General features: G+C 57.1%; 16 protein-coding genes and 2 pseudogenes. 12 read left to right on the top strand and 6 right to left on the bottom strand.

Features of this window, described 5'->3' with window-relative positions:
- Positions 1-29: 29 nt before the first annotated feature.
- The 3 genes and pseudogenes from ABWV42_RS07635 to ABWV42_RS07625 all read left to right on the top strand — a co-directional run.
- Positions 30-266, top strand: coding sequence for a hypothetical protein (locus ABWV42_RS07635; RefSeq protein ID WP_353339616.1), 237 nt, complete (start codon positions 30-32; stop codon positions 264-266).
- 6 nt (positions 267-272) lie between these two features.
- A complete protein-coding gene (locus tag ABWV42_RS07630; RefSeq protein ID WP_353339615.1) occupies positions 273-1,457 on the top strand; it encodes an aromatic amino acid transaminase in 1,185 nt (394 codons plus the stop codon).
- Between the two features lie 198 nt (positions 1,458-1,655).
- Positions 1,656-2,015, top strand: a pseudogene (locus ABWV42_RS07625) (IS6 family transposase); the annotation flags it as partial.
- Between the two features lie 114 nt (positions 2,016-2,129).
- On the opposite strand, the gene ABWV42_RS07620 reads toward ABWV42_RS07625, so the two are convergent.
- The 5 genes from ABWV42_RS07620 to ABWV42_RS07600 form a co-directional block, all read right to left on the bottom strand.
- The gene (locus ABWV42_RS07620) at positions 2,130-2,963 is read right to left on the bottom strand and encodes a phosphodiesterase (RefSeq protein WP_353339614.1); all 834 of its coding nucleotides are present in this window, start codon (positions 2,961-2,963) and stop codon (positions 2,130-2,132) included.
- Between the two features lie 60 nt (positions 2,964-3,023).
- Positions 3,024-4,271: an ABC transporter substrate-binding protein gene (locus ABWV42_RS07615; protein WP_353339613.1), complete on the bottom strand. Its 1,248-nt coding sequence runs from the start codon at positions 4,269-4,271 to the stop codon at positions 3,024-3,026.
- A gap of 113 nt (positions 4,272-4,384) precedes the next feature.
- Positions 4,385-5,347, bottom strand: coding sequence for a carbohydrate ABC transporter permease (locus ABWV42_RS07610; protein WP_353339612.1), 963 nt, complete (start codon positions 5,345-5,347; stop codon positions 4,385-4,387).
- Complete coding sequence (locus ABWV42_RS07605; protein ID WP_353339611.1) at positions 5,344-6,324, bottom strand: carbohydrate ABC transporter permease; 981 nt, start codon at positions 6,322-6,324, stop codon at positions 5,344-5,346. The genes ABWV42_RS07610 and ABWV42_RS07605 overlap by 4 nt, the downstream gene beginning before the upstream one ends.
- A 1-nt stretch (position 6,325) precedes the next feature.
- Positions 6,326-7,486: an ABC transporter ATP-binding protein gene (locus tag ABWV42_RS07600; RefSeq protein ID WP_353339610.1), complete on the bottom strand. Its 1,161-nt coding sequence runs from the start codon at positions 7,484-7,486 to the stop codon at positions 6,326-6,328.
- Between the two features lie 110 nt (positions 7,487-7,596).
- On the opposite strand from ABWV42_RS07600, the gene ABWV42_RS07595 reads away from it, so the two are divergent.
- Complete coding sequence (locus ABWV42_RS07595) at positions 7,597-8,469, top strand: LysR family transcriptional regulator (protein ID WP_353339609.1); 873 nt, start codon at positions 7,597-7,599, stop codon at positions 8,467-8,469.
- A 115-nt stretch (positions 8,470-8,584) separates the two neighbouring features.
- A pseudogene (locus ABWV42_RS07590) lies at positions 8,585-9,290 on the top strand (IS6 family transposase).
- Between the two features lie 112 nt (positions 9,291-9,402).
- Here the strand turns inward: ABWV42_RS07590 and ABWV42_RS07585 are convergent.
- A complete protein-coding gene (locus ABWV42_RS07585; protein ID WP_353339608.1) occupies positions 9,403-9,963 on the bottom strand; it encodes a TetR/AcrR family transcriptional regulator in 561 nt (186 codons plus the stop codon).
- A gap of 101 nt (positions 9,964-10,064) precedes the next feature.
- On the opposite strand from ABWV42_RS07585, the gene ABWV42_RS07580 reads away from it, so the two are divergent.
- From ABWV42_RS07580 to ABWV42_RS07550, 7 genes are all read left to right on the top strand, one after another.
- A complete protein-coding gene (locus tag ABWV42_RS07580; RefSeq protein ID WP_353339607.1) occupies positions 10,065-10,964 on the top strand; it encodes an alpha/beta hydrolase in 900 nt (299 codons plus the stop codon).
- A 107-nt stretch (positions 10,965-11,071) separates the two neighbouring features.
- Positions 11,072-11,569, top strand: a complete 498-nt coding sequence (locus ABWV42_RS07575; protein ID WP_353339606.1) for an SRPBCC family protein — start codon at positions 11,072-11,074, stop codon at positions 11,567-11,569.
- A gap of 26 nt (positions 11,570-11,595) precedes the next feature.
- The gene (locus ABWV42_RS07570; protein WP_353339605.1) at positions 11,596-12,504 is read left to right on the top strand and encodes an alpha/beta hydrolase; all 909 of its coding nucleotides are present in this window, start codon (positions 11,596-11,598) and stop codon (positions 12,502-12,504) included.
- Positions 12,505-12,669: 165 nt separating this feature from the next.
- Complete coding sequence (locus tag ABWV42_RS07565) at positions 12,670-13,686, top strand: SDR family NAD(P)-dependent oxidoreductase (RefSeq protein ID WP_353339604.1); 1,017 nt, start codon at positions 12,670-12,672, stop codon at positions 13,684-13,686.
- Positions 13,687-13,775: 89 nt separating this feature from the next.
- A complete protein-coding gene (locus ABWV42_RS07560; protein WP_353339603.1) occupies positions 13,776-14,168 on the top strand; it encodes a (2Fe-2S)-binding protein in 393 nt (130 codons plus the stop codon).
- Between the two features lie 13 nt (positions 14,169-14,181).
- Positions 14,182-16,455, top strand: a complete 2,274-nt coding sequence (locus ABWV42_RS07555; protein ID WP_353339602.1) for a xanthine dehydrogenase family protein molybdopterin-binding subunit — start codon at positions 14,182-14,184, stop codon at positions 16,453-16,455.
- A 400-nt stretch (positions 16,456-16,855) separates the two neighbouring features.
- Positions 16,856-17,608 carry an HAD-IIB family hydrolase gene (locus ABWV42_RS07550; protein ID WP_353339601.1) on the top strand — a complete coding sequence of 251 codons (753 nt, stop codon included), beginning with the start codon at positions 16,856-16,858 and terminating at the stop codon, positions 17,606-17,608.
- The last annotated feature ends 19 nt before the right edge of the window (positions 17,609-17,627 follow it).

Below are 17,627 nucleotides of genomic sequence, written 5' to 3'. Positions count from 1 at the left end.
ACCATTTGGAGCGAACGACATTCCAGGAAATGGCTGAATTGCCCGGTCATCTTGGCGCGTCTTTGGCCGTCAAAGTGAACGGAACTGACTACGAACTGGTTGTGACCAGCCTATGGTCAGACCTTGCCTCGGCGGGACATTTTGAGAAGGGTGCGTTTGACGATGCCGTGGTCAAGCCGAGCACCCAGAAGCTTCTGAAATCCTTTGACTTGAAGGTTGAGTACTTCGAGACGCTGGTCACAACGGGTATCTTGGAGAAGGGCTGACGCAGGATGTTTGAACAGGTTGAGGACTATCCCGTCGATCCCATCATGATCGGGGCCGACTATTTCGCGGCTGACCCCCGTAAGGAGAAACTCAACCTAACCGTAGGTATCTATCAGGACGAACACGGCCAAACGCCTGTCCTCGAATCCGTAAAGCTGGCCGAACAAAAGCTGGTCGAGACCCAGACCAGTAAATCCTACCTCGCCCTGACAGGGGACGCTGAATATTGCCGCGTGCTGGGGCGTGAGATCATGGGTGATGCTTTTGATGACGGCTGGGTTTCAGCACAGACCTCTGGCGGAGCCGTCGCCTTGAGAGTCATGGCGGATCTCTTGGCGCAGATGCCAAAACCGCCCACCGTCTGGTTACAAACACCGACCTATGGGAATTACATTCCGATCCTCACGGCGGCCCACGCGCATTTTGCTCAGGTGCCGTATTACGACCGACTTAAGGCTCAGATCACCTTTGACCAAATGTTGGACGGGCTGAAAGCCGTCCAATCGGGCGATGTCTTTCTCATGCAGGGCGTCTGCCACAACCCAACCGGCGCGGACATGAGCGCAGAGCAGTTCGACGCGTTGCTCGATCTGCTAGAGGCGCGCGGGATCGTCCCATGGATCGACCTTGCCTATCTCGGATTTGCTCAAAGTTGGGACGCTGATTGCGCCATGGCCCGCAAAATCGCAGCGCGGTTTCCGGAGTGCATTGTCTGCATCACATTGTCCAAATCCTTCGGGATTTACCGCGACCGGGCGGGGGCGTTGTTTGTGAAGACGCGCGCAGGTGACCGGGAGCGTATGCATCGTGCGGTGTCCGCGATCGTCCGCTCCGGCGCGTCCCATGCTCCGGATCACGGCCCATCAGTAGTGCGCACGATCTTGCAGGACGATACCCTCAAAGCGCTCTGGTTCAACGAACTTGGTCAGATGCGCGCGCGCGTCGCCGGGGTGCGCCAACAGATTGTCAAAAATGAACGCACACTTCTTGGCACCAATCAGCTTGCCTATATAGGGAAGCAATCCGGCATGTTCTCACTGTTGCCTTTGACCGATGCACAAGAGACAGCCCTGACGCGAGATCATGGCATTCATGTCGTGAAAGGCGGGCGCGTGAACGTTGCTCGATTGGGGGCGGATGACATCACGAAGCTGATCGTAGCGATCTCAGACGTAACGTCCGCCAAGTAACGTTTGGCATGCAGAAATAACGGTCAGCAGAAATAAATCTGGCCCGTCAACAAGGCAAAGCAGACGCTCGCACGAGCTGCAGCATCAGTCACTCTAGGCTCGACCGGCCTTTCGCCGCAACGGTCATCAAAGTCCGCTTTGGGCGCTGTCAAAGGAACTTATGTTGAAGTGGGTAGGGCGTTGACATAGCGTCCTGCCATGTCAAAACGTTCTCCATTTCGCTACTTCAATACCAGCCCAGAAATCATTCGGCTGGCCGTGATGCTCTACGTTCGCTTCCCACTTTCACTCCGAAATGTGGAAGACCTTCTGCACGAGCGCGGCGTCGATGTTAGCCACGAAGTCCTTCGATATTGGTGGCATCGATTTGGTCCGATGTTCGCATCTGAGATTGAGAAGCGGTGAATTCGCGGTATGAAATCCAGCCGCTGGCGGTGGCACCTCGATGAGATGTTTGTGAAGATCAACGGTGAAAGGCATTGCCTCTGGCGGGCGGTTGACCACGAAGGGGAGGTGCTCGAAAGCTATGTTACGAAGACACGCGACAAGAAAGCTGCGTCGCCATGTACAGCGTTTTTACTATCCACCGCATGCGCCAGCCGGCGGGCGGGGTTTGCCCAAAAAACATGCGGCCGCCGCCGGTCACATTGGTGTCGGTCAAATGGATAAACTTCATTCTGCCGCCGCTGCGCCGGGTTTGGCCCAGTCATCCCAGCCGGTGCCAGAGGTCATGACGGGCCCGTCCCATGCAAAGGGAATCTGGTGGATCGTGGTGTCATCACCATCGATCAGCAGCACGAAATAGGCCGGATCCATCGGGGCCCCCTTGAGTAGTTCACTCTCTCTCATATCCGGTAGAGACTGATTTCCCGTAGAGGGAACACTGGCAAAGGGAATACCCGCGAACCGTCCATGGATCGGGGCGTGGACATGGCCGAAATGGATATACTCAATGCAATCGCCATAGGTTTTGAGCAAATCTTTGAACGGCGCGCGGTCCTCGGGGGTGAGGCCAATCTTGTCCTCCGCGGGCAGACCGACGGGCATCGGGTTGTGATGTAGAAAAATGCGGGCGCGATCAGCCTTGGCCAACTCCGCTTCCAACCACTCACGGCGGGCGGTACAGAAGTGGCCTGCGTGGGTTTTGTGGCCAACACTGTCAAGATAGATCATCCGCGTACCATCCACCGTTTCGGCGTGGTTAACAAAGCCGTTCGCATCCACCGGATGATCGTTGAACACCTTGCGGAAATTCTCGCGATCATCGTGGTTGCCGATCATCAGTCGCACCGGGATGGACAAATCCGCCAGCTCGATTTTTAGAGCCTCGTATGCCTCTTTCTCACCCCAATGGGCAAGGTCCCCGGTGATGATGATACGGTCAGCGTCTTCGTGGTTGTCGGCCACGTCTGCAAGGGCACGGGCAAAGCGGGCATGCGGGTCAAGCCCACCCATCTCTTCGCCGGGAATGGTGAGGTGAATATCGGAAATATGGATGATCTTCATGGCGCGTCCTAAAAGTGAAAATCCGGCCGCCCGAACAGGCGGGCGACCGGAAAGGGCGGTTTAGCCGTTGGGCAGCAGGTCGGCGACTTCTTCGACCATTTCCTGCTGAAGCTCTTTCATATCGGTTGCGTCGCCAGTGACGATGCGCTCGATACCGTCGTAAATCACCTGGGTAATTGCCAGACCATTGTCGCCCGGATAGGCCAGCCAATCACGCAGCAAAGGCAGCTGATCCACAGCGGTCTGCTTGTTCGGGTTCTGCTGGTAGAAATCGGCCAGGATCACCTCGTTCGCGGCCTTGTTCGGCGGCATGTAGCCAGTGGTCTTGGCAACCTCGGCCGCACCCTCACCCGAAGTGATGTACTTCAACCAGGTCCAAGCCGCTTCTTGCACGCGCGGGTCGTCCGAAGTCGAGGTCAGCAGCGCGGCGTTGCCACCGGCGGGCAGCCCTTTGGGGGTTTCACCCATGCCCGGGAACGGGCCGGTGACCAGTTCGAATTCGCCTTGCGACCGCTCAACTGCGCCGAGAGCCGACGTCGACCAGAACATCATGCCGATTTCGCCTGCCGAGAAGGACGACAAAGCGGCTTTCCATTCGAGGTTCTTCATTTCACACTTGGTGAAAATTTCCTGCATCTGCTCCATGGCAGCCAGGGCTTCGGGGCTGTCGAGCGTCACACGGCCGGCTTCGACGATCGCTTTGTCCTGCGACCACATCAGCGCCTGCATGAACCAGTTGCCGGTGATGTTCCAACCCCAGAAGATCGGATTGTCGATGCCGTTCGCCTTCATGGTTTCGCACATGCCGATCACATCGTCCCAGGTCTGGGGCAGCGTTTCGACACCGGCTTCTTTCAGGATGTCCATGTTGTAATAGCCAACCGGCAGCGAGACCGAGAACGGCAGGCCGTGGACGTTGCCGCCAAAGGTCGACAGCGACAGCATAACGTCGTGATATCCGTCCTTGGCGAAATCGGCTTCCTTTGCGATGAAGGGCTCCAGCGACTTGGCGATACCCTTGTCGACCAGAATTTGCTGACGGTTCAGGCCCTGCATGGTGACGTCAGGCAGATTGCCGGAGACGGCTTCACGCAGAACGGTGTTGGTGCCGTCTTCATAGGATTCGTAAGTGGCGCGGAATTTCACTTCGATGTTGGGATGTGCTTCCTTAAAGGCGGGCATCATCGCTTCATAGGTCACGTCGAACAGATGCGAATAGGGGTAAGCAAATTCGATGGTGACGGTGTCTTCCGCGAAAACGGCGGTGGCGCTCAGGGCCAGGCCCATTGCAGTGGCAGTCAGTTTCATGGAAAGTATCCTCTCTTGCCGGGTCTTGGAGCCATTTGTTTGCAGACGGGGCTCCGGGGTTTATCCCTTGTCGGGAATTCGGTGGTGGGGGTGCCTTGCGGGGCGCCCCCGTTTCATTTCATGCCGCTCAGGGTGATCCCCTCGATGAAGCGTTTCTGAGCCATCAAAAAGGCTACGATGAGCGGGGTGACGATCACGGTGGCGGTGGCCATCATCGGGCCGAAAAAACTGCCATCACCATCGCCCTTGAATTCGCGCAGACCCAATGGTGGGGTGAAAAGATCGCGGTTTCCGGTGACAACAATGCGGGGCCAAAAGTAGTCGTTCCAATGGGCCACAACCGAGAAGATCGCAAAGGCCAACAGCGCCGGAATCGCTGTGGGCAGCATCACGCGCCAGACGATGGAAAACTCTCCCATTCCGTCCATGCGCGCCGCGTCGATCAGATCATCGGGCACGGTCATAAAAAACTGGCGCATCAGGAAGATGCCAAAGACCGAGATTGTCCAAGGCACCACCAGTGCGGCATAGGTATTGGTCAGCCCCAGCTTGGCCAGCATGATGTAGAGCGGCAGGGCAATGGCGTGGACCGGGATCAGCAGGCAAAACAACACAAGTCCGAACACCGCTTCACGCCCCCAGAACTTAAGCTTGGCCAGCGCGTAGGCCGCAGGCAGTGCCACCACCACCTGGATCAGGAAGATCGAAGCGGTGACGATCACCCCGTTCAGCAGATAGCGTAAAAGCGGTGCCTCGGTGAACGCCTTGGAATAGTTGAAGACCGCCGGGTGCATGGCACAATCAGCCTTGGCTTCGGCCACCAGCGCATCGCGAACCTCGGCATCGGTAGCACTGGGAAAACGGTGGGCCGCAGCGGCGACGTCATCGCGGTTGGGATCACGCAGCTTGACGCAGCGCTCGTCCACCATCATCTCTTGCCGCCCGAAAAATCCGCCCTCGCCACGGTCGATCTCGCCCGGACTTTTGAACGAATAACTGACCATCATGTAGAAAGGTGCAATGACAACAATTACACCAAGGATCAGGATCAGATGTTTCCACCAGTCGCGGGTCATCCGTAGTGTACCTTTCGTTCCACCAGCCAGCGCTGGATCAGGGTGAGGAACATGACGAAGATGAGGAACAGCACGGTGATGGCCGAGCCGATCCCGATCAGGTTCTGTTGCACGCCCTTTTCAAAGATCGCGAACATCATCACGTAGGTTGATTTGTTCGGCCCGCCGCCTTGTGGCCAGAAGGCCTCAATCGTGTCGAAAACCTGAAAGGCGCGGATACACGAGATGGTGACGACAAAGACGGTGGTCGGGCCAAGCGCAGGCCATGTGACAAGCCGGAAGCGTTCCCAAGCCGATTTGGCGCCGTCCATTTCGGCCGCGTGGTAAAGTTCGCGATGCACGCCCGTCAGTCCGGCAAGGTACAGCACCATGTTGAAACCGAACCCCTGCCAGATCCCGATGAAACAGATCACCCAGATCGCATAACGCTTGTCGCCCAGCCAGACCGGGAACCCATCGGCACAACCCGTCGCCATGAAGGGCCAGAGCCATTCCAACGGCGTACCACAGCCCAGTTCCAGCGTTCTGTTGATCATGCCGATGGAGGGATGCAGCATGAACTCCCAGGCGATGGCCATCGCTAGAAGCGTCGCCATCACCGGTAGGAAATAGATTGTCTTGTAGATTTCGCGAAATCGGCCCAACGAGTTGATCAGCAGGGCAGCGCCAAGGCCCAGCCCGACCGAGATTGGCACCACCGTCACCACATAGGTAAAAGTGGCCACGAACATTTTCTCATAGGTCGATCGGGTGAATAGCTTTTCGTAGTTCCGCGCGCCAACCCAATCAAAGCCGCTATTGCCCAGCGAATAATTGGTAAAGGACAGGAAGGCCGCGATCAGTACGGGCACCAGAAGGATCACGACCATCAGGATCAGCGCAGGGGCGGCCAATGACCAGGCCGCGCGGCGTTCCTGTGTTTCGGCACTGGTCGCGGTTTTGGCTGACCGGGCAAGAGAGCTGTCTGTCACGGCCATATCAGGCAACCTCCTGCGCGGCGGTCTTGGAAAGCGGTTTGATCCGGCGCACCCGCTGGCCTTTGCCGTCAAAGACAAGAGCGTTTGCAGCGTCAAACCCGAGACCAACCGGCGTACCAATGGTCAGGTCACCGCGCCGGGCCGCTTCGGCACGCATGACAATGCGGCTTTCAAGGCCGGGGATGTCGATTTGAACAAAGAGTTCGGCCCCAAGATTTTCCGTATGTGCCACGGTGCCATGAAACACGGCATCCTCAGTGGCAAGATGCAGCGCTTCGGGGCGCAGACCCAATGAAACCGCCCCGTCGATCCTGTCCGTAGCCATCAAGTCAAGATCGCGGTCGAAGAAGGCAAATTGCCCGTGTCCTGTCAAAGACACCGGAAGAACATTAATTTTGGGGGAGCCAATAAACTCGGCTACTTCGATCGTGTCCGGATCTTCATAGATCACGTCCGGGCGGGCACATTGCAGGATACGCCCACCCATCATGACGGCGATCCGGTCGGACATGGTCATGGCCTCGACCTGGTCGTGGGTGACATAGATGAAGGTCGCATTCAGACGGCGGTGTAGCTGGACGATCTCGGCGCGGGTCTGGACCCGCAGCTTAGCATCAAGGTTTGAAAGCGGCTCATCCAGCAGAAAGGCCGCCGGGTTGCGCACAAGAGCCCGTCCAAGAGCAACCCGTTGACGCTGACCACCCGAAAGCTGTCCGGGTTTGCGATCAAGAAGATGGGTGATTTCCAGCATCTCGGCGGCATGGGCGATCTCTTGGGCGATCTCTTCGGCCAGGCCGCGAGTTCCGAGCATGAAGCGGCCCACCAGAGGCAGGCGTTGCAGGTTGCTCATTCGACGCATCTTGAGCGGCACAGCGATATTCTCTGCCACGCTCAGGTGCGGGTAAAGCGCATAGGATTGAAACACCATCGACAGGTTGCGATCGGCAGCGCGGAGTCCTGCAACAGACTGGCCACCGATATCGATCGTGCCATCGCTCTGTTCTTCAAGTCCGGCGATGATCCGAAGAAGCGTAGATTTGCCGCAGCCCGACGGCCCCACGAGCGAAACGAACTCGCCATCGGCGATGTCCAGCGACACCCCCTTGAGCACGTCGGTCTCGCCAAACCGTTTGGTGATGTTCTCGATCTTCAGCCCGGCCATCTGATTCCTCCATCTGACAGGGCCGATGTAGGCAACTGAGCCTATAGTTTTGTGACGTCATATTAGTGAGACTAATGAGCCCTATGGTTTCCCGCGAAAGAGGAACCACCATGCGCGCCAATCATCATCGCTTCGTGGCCTTTGCTTATGTCGTGCGCGAAGGCAGTTTCTCGGCCGCCGCAGCCCGACTGGGGGTTACGCAATCAGCCGTGACACAGCATGTGGCCAAGCTTGAGAAACAAGTCGGTTCGCCGCTGCTGCTTCGTGGTCGCGAAGGGGTCGCGCTAACGCGGACAGGCCGGGAACTCTACGATCTCGCCGATCGCATGGTGACCTTGGATTCGGCGATCGCTGAACGGCTCGAAGGGTTCGAGGCGATGGAGCGTGGGCATATCAGGATCATCGCCAATGCCCCTCTTCCTGCTCTGCGCGCCATCAGCCAGTTTCGCCAAACCTACCCCGATGTTGAAATCGAATTCGCTTTGTATGATTGGACAACCGCAACGCGGCTCCTGCGGGAGCGACGAGCTGATGTTGGCCTCATCACCGATCCCCCCAAATCGGATGAGTGGGAACGAGTTCCCGTCCAAAGGGTTCACTATGTGGCCTACCTCTTGCCATCTAGTCCGCTCGCCAATCGGGGCAGGCTGTCACTGCGAGATTTGGCGCAGGAAACTCTTATCTTGCCGGAGAATGGTTCTCTCACAGAGCGCGTCGTTAGAGAGGCGCAGGCAAAACATGGCATCAATTTCCAACGCACCATCAAGATGACCACTTTTCCCCTCATGTGCGAAGCTGTTCTTCAGGGGGCCGGTATCGCCATTTTCCTGAGCAATAGTGGGCTCATTTCCCGGGGTTTGGTCGAGGTGCCGGTCGTGGAGTTGTCAGGAGAGCATGAAACCGCAGTAGTGGCGCCCAAGGATCGGTCACGGCTTCGGTTGGTAAGTGCATTTATCGAGATCGCATCGTCGTCAAATTTCTGATGCCCTGTAGAGTTTTGCGCTTGGGCGATAGATTCAAAGGCAAGAGGCCACGTTGCAGGGCAATGTCAGAAGAATCCAACCTGAGACGGGCAGGGGGCTGACTTGGCGTCTCGCCATGTCAATACGCTCACCTTTTCGCTACTTTAAAACCAGCCCGGAAATCATCCGCCTGGCGGTGATGGTGTACGTCCGGTTTCCCCTTTCGCTATGCAATGTGGATGTTTCGCTTCATAAACGTGGCATCGGCGTGAGCCACGAAGTCGTTCGATATTGGTGGCATCGGTTCGGTCCTACGTTCGCATCCGAGACTACGAAACGACGAATAGCCGGTATGAAATTTAGCCGATGGCGTTGGCAGCTGGACGAGGTTTTTTGGGAGGCTCAACGGGGTTCGGCACTCCCTCTGGCGGGTTGTTGATCATGAAGGTGCGGTGCTGGAAGGCTAGGTCACGAAGATGCGGGAAACGAAGGCTGTGCTAAAATTCCAAAAGAAAGCAACGCGCAAGCAAGGGCGACCGGACAAGGTCGTGACGGAGCAGTTGAGGTCATATGCGGCAGCCATGAAAGAAATTGGCAATGCCCGCAAACAGCAAACTGGTCGGTGGCTGACCAACTGGGCTGTAAACTCTCATTTGTCTTTTCGACGAAGGCTGCGGGCCATGTTGCGTTTCACGCGCATGGGAAGTTTACAGAAATTCGCCTCTGTTCACGCCACAGTCTACGCCCTCTTCAATTCGGAACGACACCCTTTCTCAAGACCGTATTTCAAGTTGAACCGTTCCGCCGCCCTTGCCGAGTGGCGCGGTCTCTGCACGGAATAGGGACAGAAATGCTGTCCTGGCTGAGACCAGGTCGAATATGTCTGCCAGCACCTCCCTCGGCGTTGCGTGCCGCATGTGGCGCGTTCGCCTTAAAGGGTGCCAAACGCACCGCTCATTGCTTTGCGGCCACCAGGCAGAGCTGTCTGATTGTGTGAAGTTGTTGAAGCAGGTGTTTGCGGTCCTGGGCGTAATCTTTGGCGGCGCGTGCCGACCGCTGAACAAATTCAGCCAGGGCATCCGGGGAAGTGCCAGCGGCAGTCAGGGCCGCTTCGTAGGGCTGGAGAACCTCCTTGATTACCGCTTGGAACCTCCCGGCTGTAATCTCCAGCTCTTCCTTCGTGGCCGCGTTTACCCCTTCGATGATGTCCTGGGCATTGGGTGAGGCGCGCACCATGTCAAAACCGGCCACAACCATCTTCTCCAAAATCAGATCGATTCGCGCGCCCAGCCCCTCTGTTTTCGCTAGGCCGACGTCGATTTCGGCGATCGCGTTGTCCGTATAGGCATGAATGTGGGTGCGCAGGATATCGTCCTTGCTGCGGAACGCCTTGTAGAGCGTTTGCCGGGAAATCCCTGCTTCTTCAGCCACATCGCTCATGCTGGCACGTTTGACCCCATAGCGGGAAAACACCCGCTCGGCGGCGCTCAGGATATTTTTTTCTCTCTCGTTCATGGGTGACATATTGACACTAAGGGCTTTGGTGTCAATATTGACAGAAGTACAGATTTTGTCACCTCGTTACCACCGAGGCACCCGCCAAAAGGAAGACGACAATGTTCTCGAGATTCTTTGCCAACCTGGCCACAAAGACCCGCGCGCCCCTGTTCGACAGCCCTGCAAACTGGGGCCTTGCCTATGAAGACGTGGAATTCGAAACCGCCGATGGCGTGACGATCCGCGGCTGGCTGATCAATCCCGGCCAGGACAAGGTGATCATTCAGAGCCATTTCGGCCTGTTCTCCAGTCGTGCAGGCTATACCAACGAAGGCAAACCCATCGGTATGCGCGCCTGGCCAACCGATATCCCTTTCCTCAAGCACATCCAGAAGTTTGCCGAAGAGGGCTACACCACGCTGGCCTATGACCTGCGCAATTGTGGTGCCAGCGACAAGGACAAGCTTGGGTTCTCCAGTGACGGGCAAGCCGAATACCAGGATGTCTTGGCTGCGGTGGGCTTCATCACCTCGCATCCTGACTACAAGAACGCGCCCATCGGTATGCTGAACATCTGCATGGGGTCGAGTTCGATGACGCTGGCCCATGGGGTTGAGGGCGGTCTGGAGCATGTGGACAACATCGAGGCCCATGTTGTGGTCCAGCCGCTGAACAGCGGCATGTGGTTCGAGCAGATGAAAGTGCCCGGTTTCATGATCCGTGGTGCGGTACGATACAACGTCAAACGGGGTGGCGTGGATTTCACCAAGAAACCGATCGTGAAAGCGCACCTGATCAACAAGCCCACCATGGTCATTCAGAACAAGAACGACCCATTCGCGGACATCGATTACGTGCAGTCCTACTACGACACGCTGAATGTCGAAAAGGAAATGGTCTGGACCGACAAGGGGAAGACCCGGATTGACGGCTATGCCGACCTGACCGAGCGGCCCGAGAAAGTCATCGAGTGGTTCGGAAAACACGTCCGTACCGATCAACCCGTGTCAGCCGCCTGATCCCGCTTGCGATAGGGGGAACGCTTTCCCAGCCCTAAAATTACGACCCATGTTTCGATCCCCAGATAAACCCGAACTGGTCAAAACCGAGCTATTGAGAACGAGATATGACGCTAACCATCCTGAAATGGGTCGTGCCAGCGATCCTGGTAATCCTCTTGGCGGCGGCGGCCATGACCAAGAAAACCTTTCACGTCGAAACCGTCATTCCGGCCTCGCCCGCGGCGGTTTGGGCGGTATTGACCGACACGGAAAGTTACCCGGATTGGAACCCGGTCTTTGTCGCGGTCGAAGGAGAGTACCGCCTGGGCGCGACGGTCAAGAATTCGGTTCGTTTTCCGGATGGCACGACCGTCGATATGTCCGCCAAGATCAAGGGGTTCGAAGAGGGCCGTGAGTTGCGGCAATACGGCGGCACATGGGGTCTGATGACCTTTGACCACCAGTGGCTGCTGGAGCCGGTCGAGGGCGGCACGCGCGTCATCCAGCACGAGGTTGATCGGGGATTGATCCTCTGGACCTGGAACTCGGACTGGATCGAGCCCGCCTATCATTCTGTTCTGGACGCCCTGGAAAAACGCGTTGCGGAAACGCAGGACGGCTAATCCTTCTTACCTGAAAGGAAGATTCGATGACCCAAGAAATGAGCGAACAATCCAAGCAAGCCATGCAGATGATGCTTCACACGATGGGTGAAGCTTCGCGTACACCGATTATGCGTCGCCCAAGCGATTACGACATGGAATACGAAGACGTGTTTTTTCCAGCCATGGACGGCACTGTCATCGAGGGGTGGTTCATCCCGGGCGATTCCGACAACGTCATCGTCTTTAACCACTTTAAAGGCGCGAACCGCTATGGCTTCCCGGGTCACATTGAGCCATGGAAATCGCAAAGCTCGGGTTTTGAGGTCAACTTTCTGCCGCTTTACAAAGCGTTGCAAGAAGCAGGCTACAGCATCCTGACCTACGATCTGCGCGGCAACGGCCTAAGCGGGCCCGGCCCCTATCCTCTCATCGGTTCTGGTCTGATCGAATACCGCGATGCCATTGGTGCAATGCGTTATGTTCGGACCCGTGAAGACACCAAAGACAAAAAGGTCGCGATCTATACGCAGTGTTTTGGAGCAAACGCGACCCTGACGGCGATTGAAAAGCACCCCGAAGAGTTCAAGGATGTCGTCTGCATGATGGCGCTTCAGCCGCTGTCGTCCTGTGCGTTCATCGACGGTGGTGTCGCTGCCGCAGGCATCCCGGGCGATGTCTGGGAAGCAGAATATGAAAAGCTGACCAGTCTGCGTACCAGCGACATCGACATGCCTAAAGCGGCAAAGGCGATTACCTTCCCAACGTTTGTGGTGCAGGTGCATGATGACTTTGTGACCAAGCCTTATGACATTCAGGCGGTCTATGATGCGATCCCGGTTGAGGACAAGAAGCTCTTCTGGATCGAAGGCACCAACATTCGCACGGAGTGCTACCGCTATTTCCCGAACGATCCGACGATGGTTCTGGAATGGTTTGACAGCCACATGAAGTAACAGCCGGTCATTCACGCCACATTTTCCATTCAGGAAACCCAACCAGAGTTGTTGCGCCAAGCGGCGCAGCAAGTTCGTCCAATGAATCTGGAGGCTGCAGTGCCTATCGCAAACAAATATTATGACTCTTGGTTATCCAAAGTTCCCACCGCCCAAGACACCGTTATGGCGATCACTGGAACGACGTCTGGTGTTGGGTATTGGGCGTCCGTATTCGCCATCAGAAAACATGTCAAAGCGTTGGTCGTGCTGAACCGGCAATCCCCACGAGCAGAAGCCGCCATGGCAAAGCTGGAGGAGGAAAAACGCGCTGCGGGCAGCAAAACTGAAATCCATTCTGTGGCCATCGACCTGAAAGACGTCGAGTCGGTCAAAAGGGCCGCTGAACAGGTAAACGCGCTGTGCAAAGAGCTTGGCGGTTTGAACGTGCTGGCCAACAACGCAGGTTTTGGTCCTGTTGCGGACACCCGGTCTGCCGAAGGCTACGACATTCAGATGCAGGTGAATTTCTTCTCGCACTACCTGCTGACCAAATCACTGTTCCCGTCTTTTGACCTCGCCTTGGACAACGGGCAAGAAGTCCGCATTTGCCAGCAGACCTCGGGTATTCGCTATCAGTCTTCCAAGCTCATGCTGGAACAAAAGTACTATGAAAAATCCGAAGAGGGCACATTGGGCGGCATCGGCGTCAACGGTAGCATGGAGCGGTATCGTCAAAGCAAGATCTCCTGCGTGGCCTTTGCGCTGAAGCTTAACGATATGCTGGCGGCCCAGGGCTATGACACAACCAAAATCAAAAGCGTCCGCGCCGAGCCGGGATTTGCAGAAACCGATTTGGTAACCAACTCTGTTTCCGGAAATACGTTCTTCATCGGCCAGCTGTCCAAGATCGTCATCAGGGTCATGGCGCTTTTGATGAAGCGGCAGTCTGCAGCTGACGGGTCTTTGCCCATTGCTCATGCAAGCCTTGGCGAAGACGTCGATAGCGGCGATTTCTTTATGCCCAACGAAGGCAATGTCGGCACCCCCACCAAATCGGTTGCCAAAGGCAAGCTGAAGAATGGCGATGCCGAGCAGGAAAAATATGGACTGGAACCGGCAGGTCAGGACCTGTGCTGGAAAATGTCTGAAAAGGCGTTTGGGTCCTTCTTTGAGTTCGCAAAAATAGGAGCGCCCGTGTGATTGGCGACACATGACCAGAAGTCTGAAAATGCCCTTGATCGGCCAAGTTCGAGGCAAAGGTACCCCAGCGTACTTTCACTGAACCCCCCTTGCTTTGGGCGCTTCGTGATCATCTGGAGATGACGGGCACCAAATTTGGCTGCGGCATCGCACAATGCGGGGCCTGCACAGTGCACGTCGATGGTGAAGCGGTCAGGTCCTGCTCTTACCCGGTTGAAGTGGCCGAAGGCACCGAGGTCCGCACGATTGAAGGCCTGTCACCTGACAACTCACACCCGCTGCAAAAAGCCTGGCTGGATCTGAATGTCGCGCAATGTGGTTATTGCCAGTCCGGTATGCTGATGGCCGCCGCCGCGTTGTTGCAAGAGAACCCCAACCCCAGTGACGAAGATATTGACGACGCGATCGACAATATCTGCCGCTGTGGCACGCATTTGCGCGTGCGCGCTGCCATTCACCAAGCTGCCAAAGCCAACCAGTAGGGGAATTAGCCTAATGACACAGTCTTTTACACGCCGCTCTTTTCTGATCTCCGCAACCGCCACGGCCGGGGGCATGGCGATTGGTACCGTTCCGGCTTTGGCTGCAACGGTGGCTGACGATCCTTGGGCCGGAGCCGCAGAAAATACGGAATTCACCCCTTGGCTTGCCATCGAACCTAGTGGCGAGATCGTGGTACGCGTGACCTCTCCCGACTTTGGCAATGGCGTTCTGACCCAGGTTCCGCTGACGATGAACGAAGAACTGCACGGCGATTGGGCGATGATCCGCGCGGAATTTGCCGATACCAACCGGAATTTCCGCGAAGACCTTGTTTATTCATCGGTCGAAGGCTCCACCACATATTTCAGCGGGCGCTCTACGGCGACCAAACCCACGGAACTGTTGTTGCAGGTGGGGGCAAGCGCCCGTGAACGCCTCAAGGCCGCGGCGGCGCAGAGCTGGGATGTTCCTGTTGCCGAGATCAGCGCAGAGAACAGTATTCTGACGCATGGTCCCACTGGGCGCACCCTGTCCTATGGCGAGGTCGCCGAAGCAGCCGCGCAGATCCAGCTTGAGGTAGAGCCAACCCCGAAACCGCGCTCTGAATGGCGGGTTCTGGGGAAGGTCTCGACCGGCAAGCTGCAAGATCCGAAGATCGTCAATGGGTCGCTGAACTACGGCATCGACGTTCAGCTTGAGGGCAAAGTCTATGCCGCGCTGAAACAGTCCCCGGTGCATGGCGCCAAGCTTAAGAGCTTTGACAAATCAGCCGTGATGGGCATGCCGGGCGTGCTGGATGTCGTGGTTGTCGACCCGGATGAGCCGCGCCCTGATGCGCTGGCCCCGCCGCCCTTTCCACTGCTCTATTCCGCCGCGCAGGCCGCGGTTGCGGTGATTGCCGAGCATTATTGGCAGGCCCGCACCGCGCTAGAGGCGCTGCCGGTCGAATGGGAAGACGGATACAATGCACGCTGGACCTCCAACGACATGATCCGCGACAGCGCGCTTGCCGCCATCCAAAGCGATGGCGAGGTGATCTCGCCGGTGGGGCGGCCTGTGGAAGACCCTGACGACACCGCGCTGAAAGCGATTGAAACCGCCGAGACGCAGGTCGAGTTTGACTTTTTCACCCCCTATGCGGATCAGGCGCAGATGGAGCCGCTGAACGGCACGGCCATGGTCAGTGCTGACCGGGTCGATGTCTGGATGCCCACCCAGCATACGGAACTGGCCCATATTGTTGCCGCTCAGGAATCCGGCCGCAGTCTGGAAGAGGTCCATATTCATCAGACCTTTATCGGTGGGGCCTTCGGGCGGCGCTATTTCAGCGATGACACCCGTATGGTTGTCGCCGTGGCCAAGGCCTTTCCGGGTCGTCCGGTGCACACAATCTGGTCGCGCGAGGAAAACGCGACCCAAGGACGCTACCGTCCGATGACAGCGATCAAAATGAAAGCGGGCCTGTCTAAAGATGGCACCCCAACCGGGCTTTTGTCGCGCTTTTCCGGTTTTGCCCACCAGCCGTTTTCGCTGGCGGATACGCCTTACCAGATGGGGGGCGGCATTCCGGCCCAGCGTGTCGAAAAGAACGAGATCCCGATCTATATGCTGGTCGGGGCTTATCGCGGGCCTTGGTACAATGTGAACGCTTTCGCTGTCGAAAGCTTCATGGATGAACTGGCCCATGCTGCCAAAGCAGATCCGTTGGACTATCGCCTTAACCTGTTGAAATCCTGGCCGGATAAAGGCTGGGAAAAGCTTTTGACCACGTTGGCTGAGCGCGCAGAATGGGGCAAGGAATTGCCCGAAGGTCAGGCCATGGGCCTCGCCATCTGCAATTTTGAAGCTTACGGTCGGCCCTTCCACGGGTCGAGCGCGGCAGCGGTGGCGCGGATTGAACTCAGCAAAGACGGCGCGTTGAAAGTGCTTCAGCTGGATGTTGGCGTTGATGTGGGAACGATCCTGAATGCCGACGCGGTGCGCACCCAGATCCAGGGCGGGACGATCTTTGGTCTCAACATGGCGTTGAACGAAGAGGTCGCGATCGAGAATGGCCGTGTGATTTCGGACAACTTCGACAGCTACCCGATGGTTCGGATGGCGGACATCCCGACGGACATTCGCGTACATTTGGATGCCACATCCGGGCATGAGCGCATGGGCGCAATTGGCGAAGCACCGGTCGGTCCAATTGCTCCAGCCATTGCCAATGCCATTCGCAAGATCACTGGAAAGCGGATCACTTCGCTGCCGTTTCGCAATGAAGATCTAAGCTGGAGCAGTTGAACGGCACTGACAAGTTGGTCGCGCTTTATATTTCGGCAAGAAAGTCACCTTGACCAAACCGATCTCATGAGCGCGGCCAATGGGCGTCCTTTTCCCTCGCGAAGTCGTCGCATACGCGGTCTGGACACGCCATCGGTCCACTCGGAGCATGGCAGACGTCGATGATCGTCTTAAGGAGTGTTTTCATCAGTCTCGAAGCGGTTCATCTTTAGTGACGTCAGCGCCAACTGAACGGAGTTGAAACATCATTCGACGAACTCGCGTCCAGGCTGGTGAAGCTGCTGCCAAATTGTGCAGATTTTTCCGAGTGCACATTCTTTTGCCGTTTGATCCGGGTTTCATCCGTTTGGGGATGTAGCCTCATGGCCTGCGGTGTTAGCCTTGAGCCATGCCGCAACGCTTGCCTCTTCTGGTATTTTCGGACCTTGATGGAACGCTTCTGGACCATCACGACTATAGTTGGGAACTGGCCCGGCCCGGTTTGCAGAGACTGCACGACCTTGGGGCGGGGCTGGTGTTGGCAAGCAGCAAGACAGCGGCCGAAATCGAGGGGTACCGCCAGAGCATGGGGTTTCCCCATATGCCGGCGATTGTCGAGAACGGTGCCGGCATTCTCTGGCCTGACGAGGCCGAAACATCCGGATCCGGTGAGTACGAGAGCATCAGAGGGATCCTGGAACAGTTGCCGCCCGGTTTTGTCGGGTTCGCGGATATGAGCCTCGGGGAACTGTCAGACAGGACCGGTCTCGATCTGGATGCGGCGGCCAAAGCGCAGCTAAGGCAATTCAGCGAACCGGGGCTGTGGACCGGCTCTCCCGAAGGCCTTGAGAGGTTTCTGGACGCTGCCGCCCAGCATGGGCTGCATGCGCGGCAAGGCGGGCGGTTCCTCACCTTGTCCATGGGCAAGACCAAGGCGGTGGCAATGGCCACGGTTATCAACCGGCTGACCCCGGAACAGACAATCGCGCTTGGGGACGCCCCGAACGATCTTGAAATGATACTTGCGGCCGATACCGGGGTCATCGTCGCCAACCGGCTTGGCGCGCCCTTCCCGGAGTTGACACCGGAAGAGGAGGGGCAGGTTATTAGAACAACACTTGAGGGACCCGAAGGTTGGGCAGAGGCAGTTCTGACCCTGACCGCCGCCCCCTAAAACACGACAGGCAATCCGA

This window comes from Pelagimonas sp. KU-00592-HH (assembly GCF_040369695.1).
Classification (GTDB): domain Bacteria; phylum Pseudomonadota; class Alphaproteobacteria; order Rhodobacterales; family Rhodobacteraceae; genus Shimia.
Note: the sequence above shows the minus strand (reverse complement) of the source record. Positions and strands in the feature narration are given on the sequence as shown.